Here is a 15,662-nt window from a genome sequence, read left to right as displayed (position 1 = left end):
GGCACAGCATCCCGTCCATTCGATTTCGGAACGCTAGCTACCTCTTCCGCCAAGAGCAGATGGGACGTGACTGTGACTGAGACGGTAACGGCTGGGGGTGCGGCGCTGATCCTCGCCGAGAACCCGTATAACGAGGTTAAGGACGGTTGGGACTACGTTCTCGGCCGCATGACCTCGGTGGTGAATGAAAACCTTCCAAGTGCGGATGCTGGTGAACCTATGTCTCCAACAGCATCTGTTATGCCTGTATTCATTGGCAGCGACGGACGGATTTACGACATATGGAACGACAACTCAGCCGCCGTAATGGAGGACGACTGGATCGGACAGCCCGACATCATTGCCAAGCAAGGGATTGAATCTACCGGGCGCTTCGCTATCCAGGTGCCAAGTGCTGCTATTCCAGGAGGCCAAATCGCGACACGTAACGAGGTCAATGGAACAGTTCTCTACTTCGGTGAACCCACTAGGTAGGACAGGTAAATAGAATGGCGGCTTGGGATTCGTCGGTATCCCGCCGGTGACCTCATCCCCGATCCAGCCCCACAGCACCCCACCTGCGCTTGAAGAGAACGAACTCGATTTCGTCGGCACGGACTTTGCGTGCACCGTCCAAGCGTTCAGTGGCCTGCTCTGCCCAAGAGCTGGCCACGGCACAGTAGCGGGCGTAGGTGTCCGGGAACCATGCAGTCTTCGGAGCGTCGCGCCAGACATCGGATAGGTTGCGGGCAACTACTTGATCGAGGATGAGGTAGCGGGGTGGGGTTTCCTGGCCTTGGGCGAAGTAGAGGAACTTGGTGGAGAAAGCCGGCCCGAACCATGGAATGCGTCCGGCGCCCCTGATTGAGTTGAGCACGCCGTAGACGTTCTGTGCAGACTCACCGTTCCTGACCGCTTGCCAAGCATCGACCAGCAGTTCTTCGGCTCTGTCCTGATGGGCGGCGAGGGCGTTCAGGCGCTGATGTAGGCGTGGGGCCCTGCGCCCAAGACCCCAGGCCAGTGAATAGTAGAGAAGCTGGAAGGCGTTCGACGGGGTGATCTCACGGCTGCCCAACCCGAATACATCGGCACGGGAAACTTTCGTGACGCCCTGGCCGGCCAGTACACCTTGAAGCAGCGGCAAACCGCGCGCGCTGAGTGCGTCCTGCCATCGGTCACAGTTGACCGCAATATCGTGGCCCATGACGGCGTCCTCCCCGGGAAGAGCGGCGAAGAGGTCTTCAGGCAGGGGTGCTTCAACATTGATCATGGCGTGACTCTACGGGGTGAATCGTCGGTTTGCTTCTGGCGCACAGGGCGGCAAAAGAATATGAGAAGCAATACCGTGTCAAAAACTTTATATGAATTTGGATCTGCCATTATTGCGGTATGACAACACCAGAGTTCCCGGGGGGCGGCTCTCAGCACGTTTCACCCTCGCAAACGCAGAACCCATTAGCATCAAATTATGTCCCAGAGCAGGTGCTACAGGCGCCCGAACCTCGCAAGAACATGCCGAAGAAACAGTCCAACATCCTTGGACTGATCGCGCTGATCGCTGCGGTGATCGGTTTCATCTTTGCCTGTATTCCAGGTGCCCTTATTATCGGCTGGGTTTTGCTGCCTGTCGGCTTTATCTTGGGTCTCGTCTCCTTGTTCCTCAAGGACAAATCGAAGTGGATGGGAGTCACCGCTCTCATCCTCTCGATTATCGGAACGATCGTCGGATTTGTGGTTTTCTTCTCCGTCGTGACGGACTCTTTTGATGAAGCCGTAGGGGGCGGGGACACCACCGTCGTTGACGGTGCTGGGTCCGAAGCAGGATCAACGGAACCAAACAAAGAAGCAGCAGAGCGGGCTGGAACACGGGAAAACCCATACTCGGTTGGCTCGGTCATAGAAAACGATGAGTGGCGGATTGTCGTAAACTCTGTTTCGCTCGGGGCGACGGATACCGTCCTTGCCGCCAACGAGTTCAATGAGCCGCCAGCTGAAGGATCGGAGTACATCCTCGTAAACTACTCCACAACCTATTTAGGTGATGACGCAAACGGTCAGATGCCCGCATTCGTAGGCATGGAATACGTCACAGCAGATGGAACGACGGTGGACAGTTACGACAACTACGCGTCTCCGCCTGAGCCCTTTGATAGCACGAGCCCGCTTTACACAGACGGCACTGCAACAGGGAATGTAGTCTTTGAAGTGCCGACACAAACAGCTGGCCAGGGCGTTCTTGCCGTCAGGCCGAGCGTAATCGGTGACAAGGTTTTTATTGCCGTCCAGTAACAAACTGTTAGATCCAAGCGAGCGCCCTCTGTTGAATAGTGGGGGCGCTCGCTTACGTTGCAAGCCAGGTCAGTCTTCGGCTCCACTCCGTGCCCGGGTGGAGGGCAGGGCGTAGTGTGCCGCCACCTCTGGCCTCACCCGCCCTCACCGCCACAACCTTGCCGCTAACGGGATGCAGCGGATCGGGGGCGTTCCCGGCGATTTCCTGAATGCGGTGACCCAAGGAGAAGCGCGAAGCGTTCTTGATCGTTCCGCCCCCGAATGATCGGCACGTAAAGCGCTATGATGGCGCCGAACGAGGCGGTAGTGGCCAACAGCGCTCACCATAGATCGGGTGTCATTTGGGAAAATGTACCGGTACCGATCCCAGGGCCCCAACCCCCAATGGAGTCGTGATGGCCATGACGATCTCCAACCGTAGGCCTTCTCGCTAGACGGCGATCATGCGCCGGAACGCACCGCCGCAACCGCGCGGTCGTAGAGCGCGTCCAGATCTTCCGTGCCTCCTCCGTGAACCCACAGTTCGCCGGCCACGTCCAGGCAGGTAATCGCACTCGCGACAATGGCAGCGGGCGCCGGGTCCGCAGCGTCGTCGTCGGCGAGCCCGAGGCGCCTGCGGATGTTGGGCACCAGCAGCGACTGCCAGTGCAGGTGCTTCTCGATGCTGCGCGCCCGGAGCGACGGCGTGCCGTACATCATCTTCGCGATCTTCAACGTAACGCCCGGCTCGACGGCGAGGGCATCCACCGCGTGCAGCGCCTGCCGCAGTGCTTCCCACGGCTCGACCGTCAGGGGAACATTTTCCAGCGCATCCCGCATGAGCTCGCCCTGGTGCGCCAGGCCGCCCAGCACCACGTCTTCCTTGGTGCCGAAATACCGAAAGAACGAGCGCCGCGAGATGCCCGCCGTCGTCGCGATCTGATCGATGGTGGTCTGCTCGAAGCCCTGCTCCAGGAACAACCGCATGGCCGTGCCCGTAATTTCGGCATAGGCCGCCTGGCGCGATCGCTGCCACAGAGTCGATTGTTCGGTCACCGGTTCAGCGTACCCCAGATGCCTCATTGACACTGAGTGCCAGCAAGGCATACGGTCGCACAAATGTGCTATCAACCCCCGGAACATTGGAGCTCCTCATGCCGGTACTGGACTTTCCCAACCAAACCATCCTCATCACCGGGGCGTCGTCCGGCATCGGTGCGGCTTTTGCCCGCGCATTAGCCGCCCGCGGGGCCGGCCTTGTACTGGTCGCCCGACGCCGGGACCGCCTCGACGCCCTCGCCGCCGAGCTTCGGGCGGCGCACGGGGTGACCGTCACCGCGATTACCCAGGACCTGGGCTCACCGTCGGCGGGCGCCGAGCTCTCAGCAGCCGTCGCGGCGGCAGGGCTGCAGGTCACAGGGGTCATTAACAATGCAGGCTTCGGCACGTTCGGGGACTTCGTCGAAGAGGATCCCGACCGGTTGGCCCAGGAAATCGCCGTCGACATCAGCGCGCCGGTCCGGATCAGTGCGGCGTTCCTGCCCGGCATGGTGAAGACGGGCACCGGTTTTCTGATCAACGTCGCCAGCATGGCCGCGTACACGCCCACCCCGCGGATGGCCGTCTACGGTGCGGCCAAAGCCTTCGTCCTGAGCTTCACCGAGTCACTGTGGGCCGAGACCCGCGGCACGGGCGTCACCGTGTTCGCCCTGTCACCCGGCGCTACCAGCACGGAGTTCAACGCCGTCGTCGGCACCGAGAATGCCACCGCCGGAGCCCGGATGCGCACGCCGGACGACGTCGTCGCCACCGCCCTCACTCACCTGGCCCGGCGCAACCCGGGCCCGAGCGTGATCGACGGCCGGCTAAACCGGGTCGGTGCGGCGGCCGCCCGAATGATGAGCCGGCGCGGAACCGTTGCGATGATGCATCGCGTGACCGACCCCGCCCGCCGCAAAGACACGGACGTGGCGAGATAGCGCCGCTGCGGGCGGATTGTGGACGGCTTGTCCGTCAGGCAGCGCTTCGCTGGCCGAGGGGCCGGCGTCGGTACTCGATGTTCTGGATGGATGCCGGGATGTAGGCCTGGTCCAGCGTGCCGACGTCGGTCCCCGGCGGGACGATCTTGTCGATCCTGTCGAGGATGTCGTCGGAGAGTTCGGTGTCGATGCCGGCGAGGAGGTTATCGAGCTGTTCCTCCGTCCGTGCGCCGAGAAGTGCGCTGGTAATTCCGGGGTGCGAGATGGCGAATGCCATGGCCAGATGCGGCATGCTGATGCCGGTTTCCTTTGCCAGGACCGCGAGTTCCTCGACGGCGTCGATGCGGCGTTCGTCGGTGAAAACATTGAAATACTTGGCGCGGTTGAGATCATTCGTCTGCCCGCGGCGGAGGCGCCCGGTCAGCATGCCCTGTCCAAGCGCGCCCCAGACGAGGATCCCCATGCCGAACTCCTGGGCGGCGGGAAGTATCTCGCGTTCAACGCCGCGGTTCAGGATGGAGTACGCCAGCTGCTCGACGCGAAGCCGCCCCAGGCCTCGGCGCTCCGAGACCCACTGCGCTCTCACGATGTCTGCGGCGGGCAGCATTGACGTTCCGAACGCGCGGATCTTCCCGGCGTGGACGAGGTCGGTCAGTGCGGACAGGGTCTCCTCGATGTCGGTTTCGGGATCCGGGCGCTGGAGGATGTACAGGTCGATGTGGTCGGTTTGGAGGCGGCGCAGCGAATTGTCGATGGCCATGGCGATCCACCGGCGCGACCCGCCCCGGCGATGCTCGTCGGGGCCCAGGCCGAACTTCGTGCTGAGGACGACGTCGTCACGGCGGCCTTTCAGGGCCCTGCCGACGACCTCCTCGGAGTCTCCGTAGGAGTCGGCCGTGTCGAGGAGGTTGATTCCGGCGTCGAGGGCCTTGTGGATGATGCGGGCAGAGTCGGCTTCGCGGTTGCCCATCTGGGCGGCAAAGTTGAGGGCGCCGAGAGCGTATGGACTCACTTTGATGCCGGTACGTCCGAGGGTGCGGTATTGCATGGTTTTCTCCGATCAGGACGGCTCCGGATGCTCTAAGGTGGTAACCGGAGGCTCCCTCCGGAACTATACGGAGGGCTGCTCCGGTTAAGCAAGGAGTATTTGTGACATTCATCGATGACCCCTCGAACAACGGATCCTCGCCCCGGCGTCTCCGTGCGGATGCACGGCGCAACCTCGACGCTCTGCTCGAGGCAGCGAGAGAGGTCTTCGCCGAGTCCGGCATCGCAGCGCCCGGCCAGGAGATTGCCGACCGGGCGGGAGTGGGGATCGGCACGATGTACCGCCATTTCCCCCGGAGGTCCGACCTTGTGGCCGCCGTCCTTACCAGTGAGATCGATGCCTGCGCCGCGGCGGCGGCGACGCTCGCGGAAGAGAATCCGCCGGCCCGGGCGCTCACGAAATGGATGCAGCGCTATACCGAGCTCGTGGCGACGAAAAGGGGGCTCGCTGCCGCCCTGCATTCGGATGACGACGCCTTCCAGGGTCTTGCCCCGTACGTGCGGGAGCGGCTTGAACCGGCGCTCCAACTCCTACTTGACGCGGCAGTGGAGGGAGGGTTGAGCCGCCCGCGGCTTGACGCCGGCGACGTCATCATCGCGGTGGCCCTGCTGTGCCAGCCCGTCCCCGACAAGGGCATCACCTTTAATGAGCATCTGGTGGCGGTGTTCCTGGAGGGGCTGTTCCCGGTTCCGGCTGAGGGCGGCGAAAGGCGATCGACTTCCTAGTGCGGTGATCGAGCCGGGCCGGTTTCCTCTGTTCAGTCCGCCTGCTGCCGCAGAAGTACCTGCCGGTTCGAAGCGATGACCTCATCGGACAGTTCGGGATTGGCTGCCGCCACCGCGCGCGAGATGACGAGGGCGCCCACCATCTGGCTGAACAGTGCGAGGGCCGCTTCGCGTGCGTGTGCGGGGTCCAGCATGTCCCCGGACTGTTCTGCGGCGGACAGGAGCAGATCAGTGATGGCGGTGAGGTAGCCGTCCAAGCCGCGGCCATATTCCATTTGCGCCTTTGTGCCGTGCCGGGCGGCATCGAAGGCCAGGGCGGCGGATGCGCATCCGGTTTCGGGATGGTCGCGGTGGAAGGTGTTGAGGTAACTGCCGATGATGGCGTTCAGGGCGGGACTGACCGGATCACCACTGACCGGATCAACACGGTGGAATCAACAGCAGCAACCAGCCAGAAGAGTCGAAATGGGCGGCGACCTATGATGACCTCACTGAAGCCCAGGCGGTTCTCCTCACCGAGCCAGGGCACGAGAATCGAAGCTATTCACTTCACGGCGCCCCCGCGGTCTCTTTCACCGACATGGCCGGGATCCTGTCAGACCTGCGCGGGACTGAGGTCGCCTATTCGACCGTCACGGAAGAGCAGTACCTCGAGCAGAAGCTCGCCGCCGGCCTGCCGGAATCCGTGGCGGACTTCCTTCTCGCTTGGGTGCGCGGGATCAACACGGGTGAATGGGACAACCCGAGCGGCGACCTGGAGAAACTCCTTGGCCGCAAGCCGACGACGGTGCGCGAGTACCTCCGCGAGCACTACCCCGTCCGGCAGCAGCGCTGAGCCCGACGTCGTCGATCAACTCTCGTCGCGGCGGCCTACCCCCTAGAGTGATCGAATGACCACTGAACTGCGAGTGATGCCGGCCGAAAGACTCCCCGCCTGGCTCGAGGAAACCCGCCGGAACTACGAGCAATCACGCATCGAGTCCGGCGAATCTGCGGAAGTAGCGGCGCACAAAGCGCGGGTGTCCATGGCGGCGTCTTTCCCCGATGGAAAGATCGCGCCAGGTCAGCTTGTTTACGACGTCATCGCTCTCGAGAGCAACGGCCAGTCCACGATCGTCGGGTACCTCTGGATCTCGCAAGTAGAGGAAAGAGCAGACGCGTGGTGGGTTTCGGATATCGAGATTCATGAGGACCACCGGGGCAAGGGCTACGGCCGTGCGGCGATGCAACTGGCGGAGGTTGCCGCCGCCGAACAGGGTGCTGCGACGCTGGGCCTCAATGTGTTTGGCTACAACACCGTTGCCCGTGACCTGTACGAGTCCCTGGGCTACGAGACCGTCTCCGCGCAGATGCGAAAGCCGGTAGCGCGGTGACAAACAGGGCGCATCATCCGTGCTGCCGTACAAGAAGCTGCAATACAAACGAAACCGCCCAAAAAACGGGGGGCACGCCCCGAAGGACGTGCCCCCCGTCGTCGTATCCGCACTACCGGGAGCGCAGGAAACCGGTCAGGAGAAGTTGATGCCACCGTCAATCAGGACGGTCTGGCCGGTCATGTGGTCCGAATCGGGGCCGGAGAGGTAGGAGACGAGCTTGGCCACGTCGGCAGGCTCCGAGACGCGGCCGGCCAGGATGTTATCCACCTGGGCCTGCAGCGCACTTCCTCGCGGAGTGCCGTCGCGCTCCGTGAGCCGCTCGTCGATCAGGTCCCACATCGCGGTGCCCACCACGCCGGGAGCGTAGGCGTTGACCGTGATGTTGTACTTTGCGAACTCCATTGCCGCTGCCTGGGTCAGGCCACGCACCGCCCACTTTGTGGCCGAGTAGGAGGCGAGTACAGGGAACGGGCGGAAGGCCACAATGGAGGCGGCACCGATGATCTTGCCGCCGGTGCCCTGGGCGATGAACTGCCGGGCAGCAGCCTGGTAGCTGTAGTAGACGCCCTTGATGTTAACGTCGATGATCCGGTCCAGGGCCTCAGGCTTCACATCCAGGATTTCGTCCACCTGGGCAATGCCGGCATTGGCAATAAAGACGCCGAGGTTGCCCAGGGCCTCGGTGCCTTCAGCGACGATGCGGGCCACGTCCTCCGGATCCGATACGTCACCGGTGGCACCCACGGCGCGGCGGCCCCGGGCCTCGACGGCGGCAACGACGTCGTTGATGTTATCCCGGGCGCTGGCGATATCGGCCACGATAATGTCCAGGCCGTCCTCGGCCAGACGCTCGGCGATGGCACGGCCGATGCCGCGGCCGGCGCCGGTAATCAGGGCTACACGGGTTTCGTTCTCTGACATGGTGTTCTCCTCTTGTGGGGTGTGCGAGTTTGCGGGCGGATCAGGGCACCAGGATGGCGCGGCCGCGGACCTTGCCGGCGTCGAGGTCGCTGATGGCCTGCTGGAAGTTATCGAGCGGATACTTCTGCGTGTGCAGGGTGACGGCGCCCTGGGCGGTGAGGGCCATCAGGTCCTGCAGGTCGTTGTAGCTGCCCACTAGGTTGCCGATGATGTTGACCTCGTTGGAGACCAGGTCGATGGTGGGCACGTCCACGTTTTCGCCGTAGCCGACCACAAAGTAGTCCCCGCCCTGTCGGGTCATGGCGATGCCTTCCGAGGTTGCCCCGCCCTCGCCGACAAAGTCCACCACGGCCTCGGCGCCGTTGCCGCCGGTAAGGTCCAGGACCTGCCGGACCTGGGTGCCGTCAGCCAGCACGCCCTCATCAGCGCCGATGCTCCGGGCCAGTTCCAGCGCCGCAGGATTGCGGTCGACGACGACGATCCGGGCCGGCGTGAGTGCCTTCAGCACCTGGATGCCGATGTGTCCCAGGCCGCCGGCGCCGATGACCACGCAGGTATCCCGCGGAGTCAGGCGCCGGGCCGCCTTCGCGGCCGCGTGGTAGGCGGTCAGGCCCGCATCAGCGAGGGCAGCGACATCGGCCGGTTCCAGGGAGTCGTCGAGCTTAACCACGGAGCGGGCCGAGGTGAGCAGGTAGTCGGCGTAGCCGCCGTTGGTGTCGATGCCCGGGAACTTGCTGATCTCACAGTGCACGTCATCGCCGGACCGGCAGGCCCGGCACAGCCCGCAGGTCACCAGCGGATGCAGGATAACCTTGTCCCCGACCTCCACGTTGGTCACCGCGCTGCCGACGGCATGCACCCAGCCGGCGTTCTCGTGGCCGATGGTGTACGGCAGGGAGACCTGGGACTTCTCCGCCCACTGGCCCTCGAGGATATGCAGGTCGGTGCGGCAGACCCCGGCCCCGCCGATCCGGACAATCACATCCCACGGACCGCTGATTTCCGGCATCGGAACCTCGGCCATTTTCAGGCCCTGGTGGTACCCGACCACCTGGACCGCTCGCATGGTGTTCACTGGTTCTCCTTGACTGTGATGGGAAGCAGGGTGTGCTGGTCAGAGGGTGCCGCACCTTCCGGACGGGTGCTCTGGTCCGCGCCGGCGCCGTCATAACGGGTGCGCAGCAGCCCGCGGCAGAAATGCGCGTTGCCGTCGATGGAAATGCGGGTGGAGCGGGCCCGCCGCAGCGCCATCGGCACTGCCTCGGGCGGGTAGGGCTGCCCGGCGGCGTTAACGAGTACGGTCGCGTCCGGGTCGAGGGCCAGGCCGAGGGCTCCGCGCCGGCGCAGCAGTGCGGCTTTGGTGCGCCCGGCCGGCAGGTCGGCGAGGCGGACCCGGCCCACGTTCGCTTCGAGCAGGTCCGGATCGGCGCGCAGCAGCTCGGTGAGGCAGCGTTCCATGGCCGCCGTGTGCGCCTTCTCCCGGAAGGTCCGTCGCAGCTCGTCAAGGCTGTCCTCGGCCTCGTGCCCGAAGGTGCCGCGGTAGCCGGCATCCGCGGCGAGCCCGGCGTTGATCAGGTCGGAATCGTGATGGTCATCCAGCTCCACCAGCACTGCTTCCACCCCTGGCAGCCCCACGATGGCGTCCTTGCTGTCCGAGGCCATGAGGTAGGCGAAGTTGGGGGAGCAGAACGACGTCGGCAGGCGCAGGTGCACGGTAACCACGACTCCGCTGCGGCCGGGGGCGACCTCGAGGGAACGCACAAAACCCAGGTCCGTAATCGGTTCGTCGAGCTCCGGATCCTGCACGGTGCCCAGTGCGGCCCGGATCTGTTCCGTACCGGGCAGAGCGGTGCGGAACACGGGCCGGGTGACGACCGCGGTCATGATTGGGCCGCCAGATCGGCGCGCTCGGGCTGCCGCGGCCCGGTGGCGGTCTCCGGTGCGTCAGGAAGGCGCAGTTCCTCGGGCACCGGGATGTCATACATCTTGGCCGCGTTCAGGCCCAGGATCTTCTTCTTCTGCTCCACGGTCAGCGGCGCGTACTCGGTCATGTCTTCAGGGATCTGGAAGTCCACGAAGGTCTCGATGAGCCAGCGCGGGGTCCAAAGCGCATAGTCGCTGGAGAACTGGATGCGGTCCTCACCAAGCCAGTAGATAAGCTCGCCGATGATCTGGGCGAAGTAGCGCGGACGTGAATACATAAAGGGCATGGCGACGGCGAGGCCTCCATGGACGTTCGGCTCCTGCGTGGCGATCCAGCAGAAATCCTCCAGCCGCGGCAACCCGACGTGCTCCACCACGAAGTTCAAGTCCGTGAAGTCGGTGGCGGCGTGGTCGACATCCGACACGTCGAAAGCGTCCCGGTCCAGCGGGCGGATGGTGGGGCCCTTGTGGACGTGGACGTTCTTGACGCCCAGCTTCCGGCATTCCTCGAAGTACCGGTAGGTCCACGGATCGCTGAGTTTGTAACCACGGGAGTCGCCGTGCCACTCCGCCGTGTAGAGCTTCACGCCGGTGAAACCCATGCGCTCGTGGTCAGCCCGCAGCTGGTCCAGCCCGGCCTCGCCGTTGCGCGGGTCGAAGCAGTGGTTGTAGGTCAGTCGGTCCGGGTTGGCGGCGGCGAGCCCGTACGCCTCTTTGGTTTGGCCGAACCCGGTGCGGTAAAACTCGCCCAGATAAGCCGGCTGGAAGATGGCGTGGTCCACGTAGCCGTCCTGGAACAGGTCCTTCATCAGGCGCTCGCCGCCCTGGTACAGGTACTCTTCGTAGCTCCAAAGCTGGTCCTCGGGGGAGAGGTTGCGATGGTAGTCGTAGAAGCAGTCAATGAACTGCTTGCCGTGGATATTGAGCTGGTTCTCGGGCCGGGCGTCCCAGAGGGCGATATGCGCGTCAACGATGAAGTAGTTTTCGCCGTCTTTGGTGTACATGTCAGGATCTCCATCTCCTAGGCGGCTGCCATAGCCGCGTTGCCGACGACGCTACGAGCTTTTCGGGCACCCGCAGTGTGACAGACGTCTCAATATGAGACGGCACCACCTGCAGCTGGGAAACCGTCCGGGATAGTCTCAAGGGACGATGCTCAAGGAGGGCGGCAATGATGCCGGACCACAATGACTGCATAAGTTCTTTACCGGACCGACCCGGCCGCAGCGAGGTTCTGCCCGGGTCGCGGCGGCTGCTGGCGTCCTGGCAGCGGAGCCAGGAGTACGGGGTCTCCCCCGAATCCGTGGACCCGGCCTGGGCCGGGGAGATCCCGAATGATTCGCTGTTCTTCCAGTGCGGCCAGGAAGTCCTGGAAGGCCTGCACCAGTCGCTGATGAACGAGCCGCTGGGCCTGATGCTGACGGACGCGGACGGGCTGGTACTAAACCGGTTCAGCGGTGACCCTGCCCTGCTGCGTGCACTGGACCGTGTCTACCTGGCCCCCGGCTTCGCGTTCTCCGAACGCCAGGCGGGCACCAACGGGCTGGGCCTGGCCCTGGCCGACAAGGTGCCCACTCTGGTCCGCGCCGAAGAGCATTACAGCGCGAGCCTGCGGACCTACACCTGCGCGGCGGCTCCCGTGCTGGATCCGGTGACCGGCCGGCTGGAGGGCAGCGTCAACATCACCACGTGGTCCAGGACTTCACCCGGGCTGCTGCTGGCGCTGGCCCAGTCCGCGGCGGCCAATACCTCCACGCTGATGTCCAGCCGCACTCATCGCCACGTTCAACCAACCAAGCCGCAGGGCGGCGTGTTCCGGGTGCAGCGCCCGCGGCTGGAACCTGCGGCAGGAACCATGCGGGCAATGTCGGCCCCGTGGCTGAGCGCTTTGGAGGACGCCACTGCGGCGGTGGCCCGGGGGGAAGTGGTGGCGGCGCTGGGGGAGCGGGGCAGTGGACGGGCCACGCTGCTGGGCCAGGCCCTGCGGCAGGCACGCCCCGCCAGCCGGATCCTGTGCGCGTCGGTGCCGGCGCCCGAGATGGTGGAGGAATGGCTGGCGCTTTGGACTCCGGAACTGTCTAAACCGGATACGGCCATCATCCTGGAGAACGCCGATTTCCTTCCGGCGTGGGCCGCGCACGAACTCGCAAGCCAGGTGCGGAACATCCTGCGCGCCCGTCTGCCGTCGTCGTCCGCTGCCACCGCAACGGCTCCTGCCCTGCTCTGGGCGTTCACCGCCGTCGATCTGAACAATGTGCCGCCGGAACTGACCCGGTTCGCCGCACATGCCGCCCACATTCCGGCGCTGCGGGACCGGGCTGCCGACATTATGCCGCTGGCCCGGTACGCCGCACGGCAGACGCGGCTGCGGGACCTGGACTTCACCGCCGCTGCCGAGCGGACCCTGACCAGTTACGAGTGGCCGGGGAATATCGACGAGCTGATGCGCGCCGTCCACGCTGCGGCGCTCGTCACCGAAATCATCGATGCCCGGCACCTTCCGCCGGAACTGTTGGGCAGCCCGGCCCGGCGGCTGACCCGGATGGAAGCGTTCGAACGTGACGAGATTGTCCGGGTGCTGGCTCGGCCGGGGACCTCCGTAGCCGAGGCCGCGCTGGAACTGGGCATCAGCCGGGCAACTATTTACCGGCGCCTAGCGAAGCTGGGGATCGATCCGCGGAACCAGTTGAAGGCCTAGCCCGGGGACCCTCGCTAGAACAGCGGCCAGGGCACCGCCGGCATGTCACCACTCGGAGCCGGAAACTGCCCGGCCGATCGCAACCGGACGCAGCGCGCGGCGAACGCCGCAATCTCCTCGGCGGTGAGCAGCTTCGCCAGCTGCGAGCCCAGCTCGCCCTGCAGGCCTTCGAGAACCCGGTCGATGCCTTCAACTTCCTCGGCACTCAACGCATCGCCGATCCAGCCCCACAGCACCGTCCGCAGCTTGTGCTCCTGGTGGAAGGTCAGACCGTGGTCGACGCCGTACCGGTGCCCGCCGGCCATGGCCAGGACGTGGTCGCCCTTGCGGTCGGCGTTGTTGGTGAGGACGTCGAACACCGCCATCCGCCGCAGTACCGGAGTGTCCTCGTGGATGAGGGAAACGATCCGCCCGACGTCGTCCTGGCCCTGCAGGACCTCTTTCCACCCGGTCTCCGGAACGTCCTCTTCCGGCACCAGGTCCACCGGAGCCTGCTCCGGGTCGGTCTCCTGCCAGAGCTGGACCATGCCTTCACCGAGCGGGCCGTCCCGCAGCCAGGTGCGCGGCACGATGTTCCACCCCAGCACCTCCGACACCAGATAGGCGGCCACCTCGCGGTGCGCGAGGCAGCCGTCGGGGAAATCCCAGAGCGGTTTCTCGCCGGCAATCGGTTTGTAGACCACTACGGCGTCGCCGATGCTGCCCAGGAAGGTGGCGTTGGACGCCGTCGTCAGGCGTCCGGTGAGCGTGAGTTCGTCGGTGACGAGGTCGGGCGCTGGCATCAGGACTCGGGGAAGGTGCAGGTGTGCCCGTCGGGATCGATCGGCTGCCCGCAGATTACGCAGATCGGCCGCCCGGCGCCCACCACTTCGCGGGTGCGCTTGGCGAAGGCCCGGGCGGTGCCCACGGGCATCCGCACGCGCAGCACCTCTTCGGCGTCGGAGGCGTCAGTCTCGTCGTCGTCTTCGTCGAGGAAGCCGCCGTCGTCATCCTCGTCCACCTCATCAAGGGGGTAAGCCTCGATGACGAGCTGCGCCGTCGTCGGATCCCAGCCCAGACTCATGACGCCGGCGCGGAACTGTTCCTCCACAGCGTCGAGATCGTCATTGTCGACAAGCTCGATGGGGGTACTGGCGGGCACGTGGAAGGGGTTGCCGTCGACGGTCATAAGCTGGTCGAGGATCTCGTCGATCTTCTCGGCAAGCTGGGCGGACTGGAGCTTTTCCAGGGCGATACTGACAATCTGCTTCCCGGCGCGCACCTGCAGGTAGAACGTGCGCTGGCCCGGGACGCCGACGGTGCCGATGACGACGCGGTCGGGCCAGTCGAAATCGTGAACGGTTGTAGGCATGGAACTACTCTAGGCTCATCCGGCCGGCGGCGCCTCGTGACCGGCACCACCGCCCACCGGGGCGTCGTCCGGCGTCGGGCTGGCCGCCAGCCAGGACAGGTCCCCGGCGTCGGTGTTGGTGGCCAGGACGGTGGGGCGCCCGGTGCCGTAGTGCACTATCGACACGGAGGCCGGGCCCACGTGGAGTCGCTGGAACATGTCCAGGTGCATGCCAAGCGCGTCGGCGAGGACGGACTTGATGATGTCGCCGTGGCTCACCGCCACCCACACCGCTCCCGGTCCGTGTTCGGCCTCGAACGCGGCGTCGTGGCGCCGAATGGCGGCCACGGAGCGGGCCTGCATCGCGGCCATGGACTCGCCGCCGGGGAAAACGACGGCGGAGGGCTGGGACTGCACCGTCTTCCACAGGTCCTCCTTCGCGAGCTCCTCGAGGGTGCGGCCCTGCCAGGAGCCGTAGTCGCACTCGGTGAGTCCGTCCTCGACCGGGGTGCGCGGGGTGCCGGCCTGGCGGTCGAGGATGAACTGCGCGGTCTGCCGGCAGCGCTCCAGTGGGCTGGACACCACGCCGACGACGGGGACTTTCGCCAGCCGGTCGGCGGTGGCGGCGGCCTGGTCGCGGCCGACCTGATCGAGTTCGACGCCGGGGGTCCGGCCGGCCAGCAGCCCGGAGGCATTCGCGGTGGTGCGGCCGTGCCGCACGAGGATGAGTGTTGCCATGTCCTTAGCGTAGTCATGGGGGCGGGCTGGACGCTGACTGTGGGCACCGTGCGTCAACCGCCTGACGGGTGTGTGCGCTGGATGATGCGGTACACCGTGCTGCGGGCGACCTTGAAGAGTTCGGCGATCTCGGCGGTGGTGTGTTCTCCCGCGTTATAGAGGGACACCACGTGCGCTTCTTGCAATCTGGAGAGTTTGGGTTGCTTGCCGCGAAGCCTGCCCTTGGCTTTGGCAACCTGCATGCCTTCTCGTGTGCGGGCGCGTATGAGATCGGATTCAAACTCGGCGACCATGGCGAGGACGTTGAACAGCAGCCGGCCGACAGGGTCCGAAGGATCATGGACGGATCCGCCGATACTCAGCTTCACGTTTTTCTTCGTAAGTTCTTCGTTGATGTCGCGGGCGTCGGGAAGGGAGCGGGCGAGCCGGTCGAGTTTGGTGATGACCAACGTGTCCCCGTCACGAACCGCTGCCAAGGCCTGACGTAGCCCAGGCCGGTCACGGTTGGTGCCGCTTAGTCCGTGGTCGGTATAAACCAGATCCTTGGGGACGCCGAGGGCTGCAAGTTGGTTCTGCTGGACTGTGAGGTCCTGCTCGCTGGTGGATACACGGGCGTAACCGACGACGTGGGCGCTCATGGTTGCGAATGTAGCGGTTGTGCTACCTTCACCGGGCAC

The 15,662-nt window shown here is 65.0% G+C and carries 19 protein-coding genes; 7 read left to right on the top strand and 12 right to left on the bottom strand.

The genetic code is table 11. The features are described 5' to 3' along the window. Positions 1-72 precede the first annotated feature (72 nt). Positions 73-474 (top strand): hypothetical protein, encoded by a 402-nt coding sequence (locus tag LJ754_RS15195; protein WP_227927222.1) that lies wholly within the window; start codon positions 73-75, stop codon positions 472-474. Between the two features lie 52 nt (positions 475-526). Here the strand turns inward: LJ754_RS15195 and LJ754_RS15190 are convergent, their stop codons facing one another. Further along, the gene (locus LJ754_RS15190) at positions 527-1,249 is read right to left on the bottom strand and encodes an 8-oxoguanine DNA glycosylase OGG fold protein (protein WP_227927221.1); all 723 of its coding nucleotides are present in this window, start codon (positions 1,247-1,249) and stop codon (positions 527-529) included. 119 nt (positions 1,250-1,368) lie between these two features. Here LJ754_RS15190 and LJ754_RS15185 point away from each other — a divergent pair, with 119 nt between their 5' ends. Continuing rightward, positions 1,369-2,268 (top strand): DUF308 domain-containing protein, encoded by a 900-nt coding sequence (locus LJ754_RS15185; RefSeq protein ID WP_227927220.1) that lies wholly within the window; start codon positions 1,369-1,371, stop codon positions 2,266-2,268. Positions 2,269-2,709: 441 nt separating this feature from the next. On the opposite strand, the gene LJ754_RS15180 is transcribed toward LJ754_RS15185, so the two are convergent. Next, positions 2,710-3,303 (bottom strand): TetR/AcrR family transcriptional regulator, encoded by a 594-nt coding sequence (locus LJ754_RS15180; RefSeq protein ID WP_227927219.1) that lies wholly within the window; start codon positions 3,301-3,303, stop codon positions 2,710-2,712. A gap of 98 nt (positions 3,304-3,401) precedes the next feature. Between LJ754_RS15180 and LJ754_RS15175 the strand changes: the two genes are divergently transcribed. Continuing rightward, positions 3,402-4,226: an SDR family NAD(P)-dependent oxidoreductase gene (locus LJ754_RS15175; RefSeq protein WP_227927218.1), complete on the top strand. Its 825-nt coding sequence runs from the start codon at positions 3,402-3,404 to the stop codon at positions 4,224-4,226. Positions 4,227-4,260: 34 nt separating this feature from the next. On the opposite strand, the gene LJ754_RS15170 is transcribed toward LJ754_RS15175, so the two are convergent. Next, positions 4,261-5,274 (bottom strand): aldo/keto reductase, encoded by a 1,014-nt coding sequence (locus tag LJ754_RS15170; protein WP_227927217.1) that lies wholly within the window; start codon positions 5,272-5,274, stop codon positions 4,261-4,263. Between the two features lie 101 nt (positions 5,275-5,375). On the opposite strand from LJ754_RS15170, the gene LJ754_RS15165 reads away from it, so the two are divergent. After that, positions 5,376-5,999: a TetR/AcrR family transcriptional regulator gene (locus tag LJ754_RS15165; RefSeq protein ID WP_227927216.1), complete on the top strand. Its 624-nt coding sequence runs from the start codon at positions 5,376-5,378 to the stop codon at positions 5,997-5,999. A 32-nt stretch (positions 6,000-6,031) separates the two neighbouring features. Here LJ754_RS15165 and LJ754_RS15160 read toward each other — a convergent pair whose 3' ends face one another. Next, positions 6,032-6,274: a hypothetical protein gene (locus tag LJ754_RS15160; RefSeq protein ID WP_227927215.1), complete on the bottom strand. Its 243-nt coding sequence runs from the start codon at positions 6,272-6,274 to the stop codon at positions 6,032-6,034. 305 nt (positions 6,275-6,579) lie between these two features. Between LJ754_RS15160 and LJ754_RS15155 the strand changes: the two genes are divergently transcribed. Beyond that, entirely contained in the window at positions 6,580-6,834 is a 255-nt protein-coding gene (locus LJ754_RS15155) for a hypothetical protein (protein WP_227927214.1), read from the top strand. A gap of 55 nt (positions 6,835-6,889) precedes the next feature. Then, positions 6,890-7,372, top strand: a complete 483-nt coding sequence (locus LJ754_RS15150) for a GNAT family N-acetyltransferase (protein ID WP_227927213.1) — start codon at positions 6,890-6,892, stop codon at positions 7,370-7,372. A 135-nt stretch (positions 7,373-7,507) separates the two neighbouring features. Here the strand turns inward: LJ754_RS15150 and LJ754_RS15145 are convergent, their stop codons facing one another. From LJ754_RS15145 to LJ754_RS15130, 4 genes are read right to left on the bottom strand one after another with little or no spacing between them, the layout of a single operon-like run. Further along, positions 7,508-8,296, bottom strand: a complete 789-nt coding sequence (locus LJ754_RS15145; RefSeq protein ID WP_227927212.1) for an SDR family NAD(P)-dependent oxidoreductase — start codon at positions 8,294-8,296, stop codon at positions 7,508-7,510. Positions 8,297-8,336: 40 nt separating this feature from the next. Beyond that, the gene (locus LJ754_RS15140) at positions 8,337-9,362 is read right to left on the bottom strand and encodes an NAD(P)-dependent alcohol dehydrogenase (protein WP_227927247.1); all 1,026 of its coding nucleotides are present in this window, start codon (positions 9,360-9,362) and stop codon (positions 8,337-8,339) included. Positions 9,363-9,367: 5 nt separating this feature from the next. Further along, positions 9,368-10,180: an iron-sulfur cluster assembly protein gene (locus LJ754_RS15135; protein WP_227927211.1), complete on the bottom strand. Its 813-nt coding sequence runs from the start codon at positions 10,178-10,180 to the stop codon at positions 9,368-9,370. Continuing rightward, positions 10,177-11,223, bottom strand: a complete 1,047-nt coding sequence (locus tag LJ754_RS15130) for an amidohydrolase family protein (protein ID WP_227927210.1) — start codon at positions 11,221-11,223, stop codon at positions 10,177-10,179. The genes LJ754_RS15135 and LJ754_RS15130 overlap by 4 nt, the downstream gene beginning before the upstream one ends. A 167-nt stretch (positions 11,224-11,390) precedes the next feature. On the opposite strand from LJ754_RS15130, the gene LJ754_RS15125 reads away from it, so the two are divergent. Beyond that, a complete protein-coding gene (locus tag LJ754_RS15125) occupies positions 11,391-12,917 on the top strand; it encodes a helix-turn-helix domain-containing protein (RefSeq protein WP_227927209.1) in 1,527 nt (508 codons plus the stop codon). Between the two features lie 14 nt (positions 12,918-12,931). Here the strand turns inward: LJ754_RS15125 and LJ754_RS15120 are convergent, their stop codons facing one another. Genes LJ754_RS15120 through LJ754_RS15105 form a run of 4 tightly spaced genes read right to left on the bottom strand, consistent with a single transcriptional unit; the run spans position 12,932 to position 15,623 of the window. Then, positions 12,932-13,699: an SCO1664 family protein gene (locus LJ754_RS15120; RefSeq protein ID WP_227927208.1), complete on the bottom strand. Its 768-nt coding sequence runs from the start codon at positions 13,697-13,699 to the stop codon at positions 12,932-12,934. Next, entirely contained in the window at positions 13,699-14,268 is a 570-nt protein-coding gene (locus LJ754_RS15115; protein WP_227913002.1) for a DUF3090 domain-containing protein, read from the bottom strand. Before LJ754_RS15115 ends, LJ754_RS15120 begins: the two co-directional genes overlap by 1 nt. Positions 14,269-14,283: 15 nt before the next feature. Further along, positions 14,284-14,985, bottom strand: a complete 702-nt coding sequence (locus LJ754_RS15110; protein ID WP_227927207.1) for a histidine phosphatase family protein — start codon at positions 14,983-14,985, stop codon at positions 14,284-14,286. Positions 14,986-15,038: 53 nt separating this feature from the next. Next, the gene (locus LJ754_RS15105; RefSeq protein WP_227927206.1) at positions 15,039-15,623 is read right to left on the bottom strand and encodes a recombinase family protein; all 585 of its coding nucleotides are present in this window, start codon (positions 15,621-15,623) and stop codon (positions 15,039-15,041) included. Between the last annotated feature and the right edge of the window lie 39 nt (positions 15,624-15,662).

The organism is Arthrobacter sp. zg-Y40 (assembly GCF_020731535.1).
GTDB lineage: Bacteria > Actinomycetota > Actinomycetes > Actinomycetales > Micrococcaceae > Arthrobacter_B.
Note: the sequence above shows the minus strand (reverse complement) of the source record. Positions and strands in the feature narration are given on the sequence as shown.

Bases quoted from the DNA above. Each gene is read 5' to 3' on its own strand.
- LJ754_RS15190 (WP_227927221.1), bottom strand. From the start codon at position 1,249: ATGATCAATGTTGAAGCACCCCTGCCTGAAGACCTCTTCGCCGCTCTT.
- LJ754_RS15185 (WP_227927220.1), top strand. From the start codon at position 1,369: ATGACAACACCAGAGTTCCCGGGGGGCGGCTCTCAGCACGTTTCACCC.
- LJ754_RS15175 (WP_227927218.1), top strand. From the start codon at position 3,402: ATGCCGGTACTGGACTTTCCCAACCAAACCATCCTCATCACCGGGGCG.
- LJ754_RS15170 (WP_227927217.1), bottom strand. From the start codon at position 5,274: ATGCAATACCGCACCCTCGGACGTACCGGCATCAAAGTGAGTCCATAC.
- LJ754_RS15160 (WP_227927215.1), bottom strand. From the start codon at position 6,274: ATGGAATATGGCCGCGGCTTGGACGGCTACCTCACCGCCATCACTGAT.
- LJ754_RS15155 (WP_227927214.1), top strand. From the start codon at position 6,580: ATGGCCGGGATCCTGTCAGACCTGCGCGGGACTGAGGTCGCCTATTCG.
- LJ754_RS15150 (WP_227927213.1), top strand. From the start codon at position 6,890: ATGACCACTGAACTGCGAGTGATGCCGGCCGAAAGACTCCCCGCCTGG.
- LJ754_RS15145 (WP_227927212.1), bottom strand. From the start codon at position 8,296: ATGTCAGAGAACGAAACCCGTGTAGCCCTGATTACCGGCGCCGGCCGC.
- LJ754_RS15140 (WP_227927247.1), bottom strand. From the start codon at position 9,362: ATGCGAGCGGTCCAGGTGGTCGGGTACCACCAGGGCCTGAAAATGGCC.
- LJ754_RS15135 (WP_227927211.1), bottom strand. From the start codon at position 10,180: ATGACCGCGGTCGTCACCCGGCCCGTGTTCCGCACCGCTCTGCCCGGT.
- LJ754_RS15130 (WP_227927210.1), bottom strand. From the start codon at position 11,223: ATGTACACCAAAGACGGCGAAAACTACTTCATCGTTGACGCGCATATC.
- LJ754_RS15125 (WP_227927209.1), top strand. From the start codon at position 11,391: ATGATGCCGGACCACAATGACTGCATAAGTTCTTTACCGGACCGACCC.
- LJ754_RS15120 (WP_227927208.1), bottom strand. From the start codon at position 13,699: ATGCCAGCGCCCGACCTCGTCACCGACGAACTCACGCTCACCGGACGC.
- LJ754_RS15115 (WP_227913002.1), bottom strand. From the start codon at position 14,268: ATGCCTACAACCGTTCACGATTTCGACTGGCCCGACCGCGTCGTCATC.
- LJ754_RS15110 (WP_227927207.1), bottom strand. From the start codon at position 14,985: ATGGCAACACTCATCCTCGTGCGGCACGGCCGCACCACCGCGAATGCC.
- LJ754_RS15105 (WP_227927206.1), bottom strand. From the start codon at position 15,623: ATGAGCGCCCACGTCGTCGGTTACGCCCGTGTATCCACCAGCGAGCAG.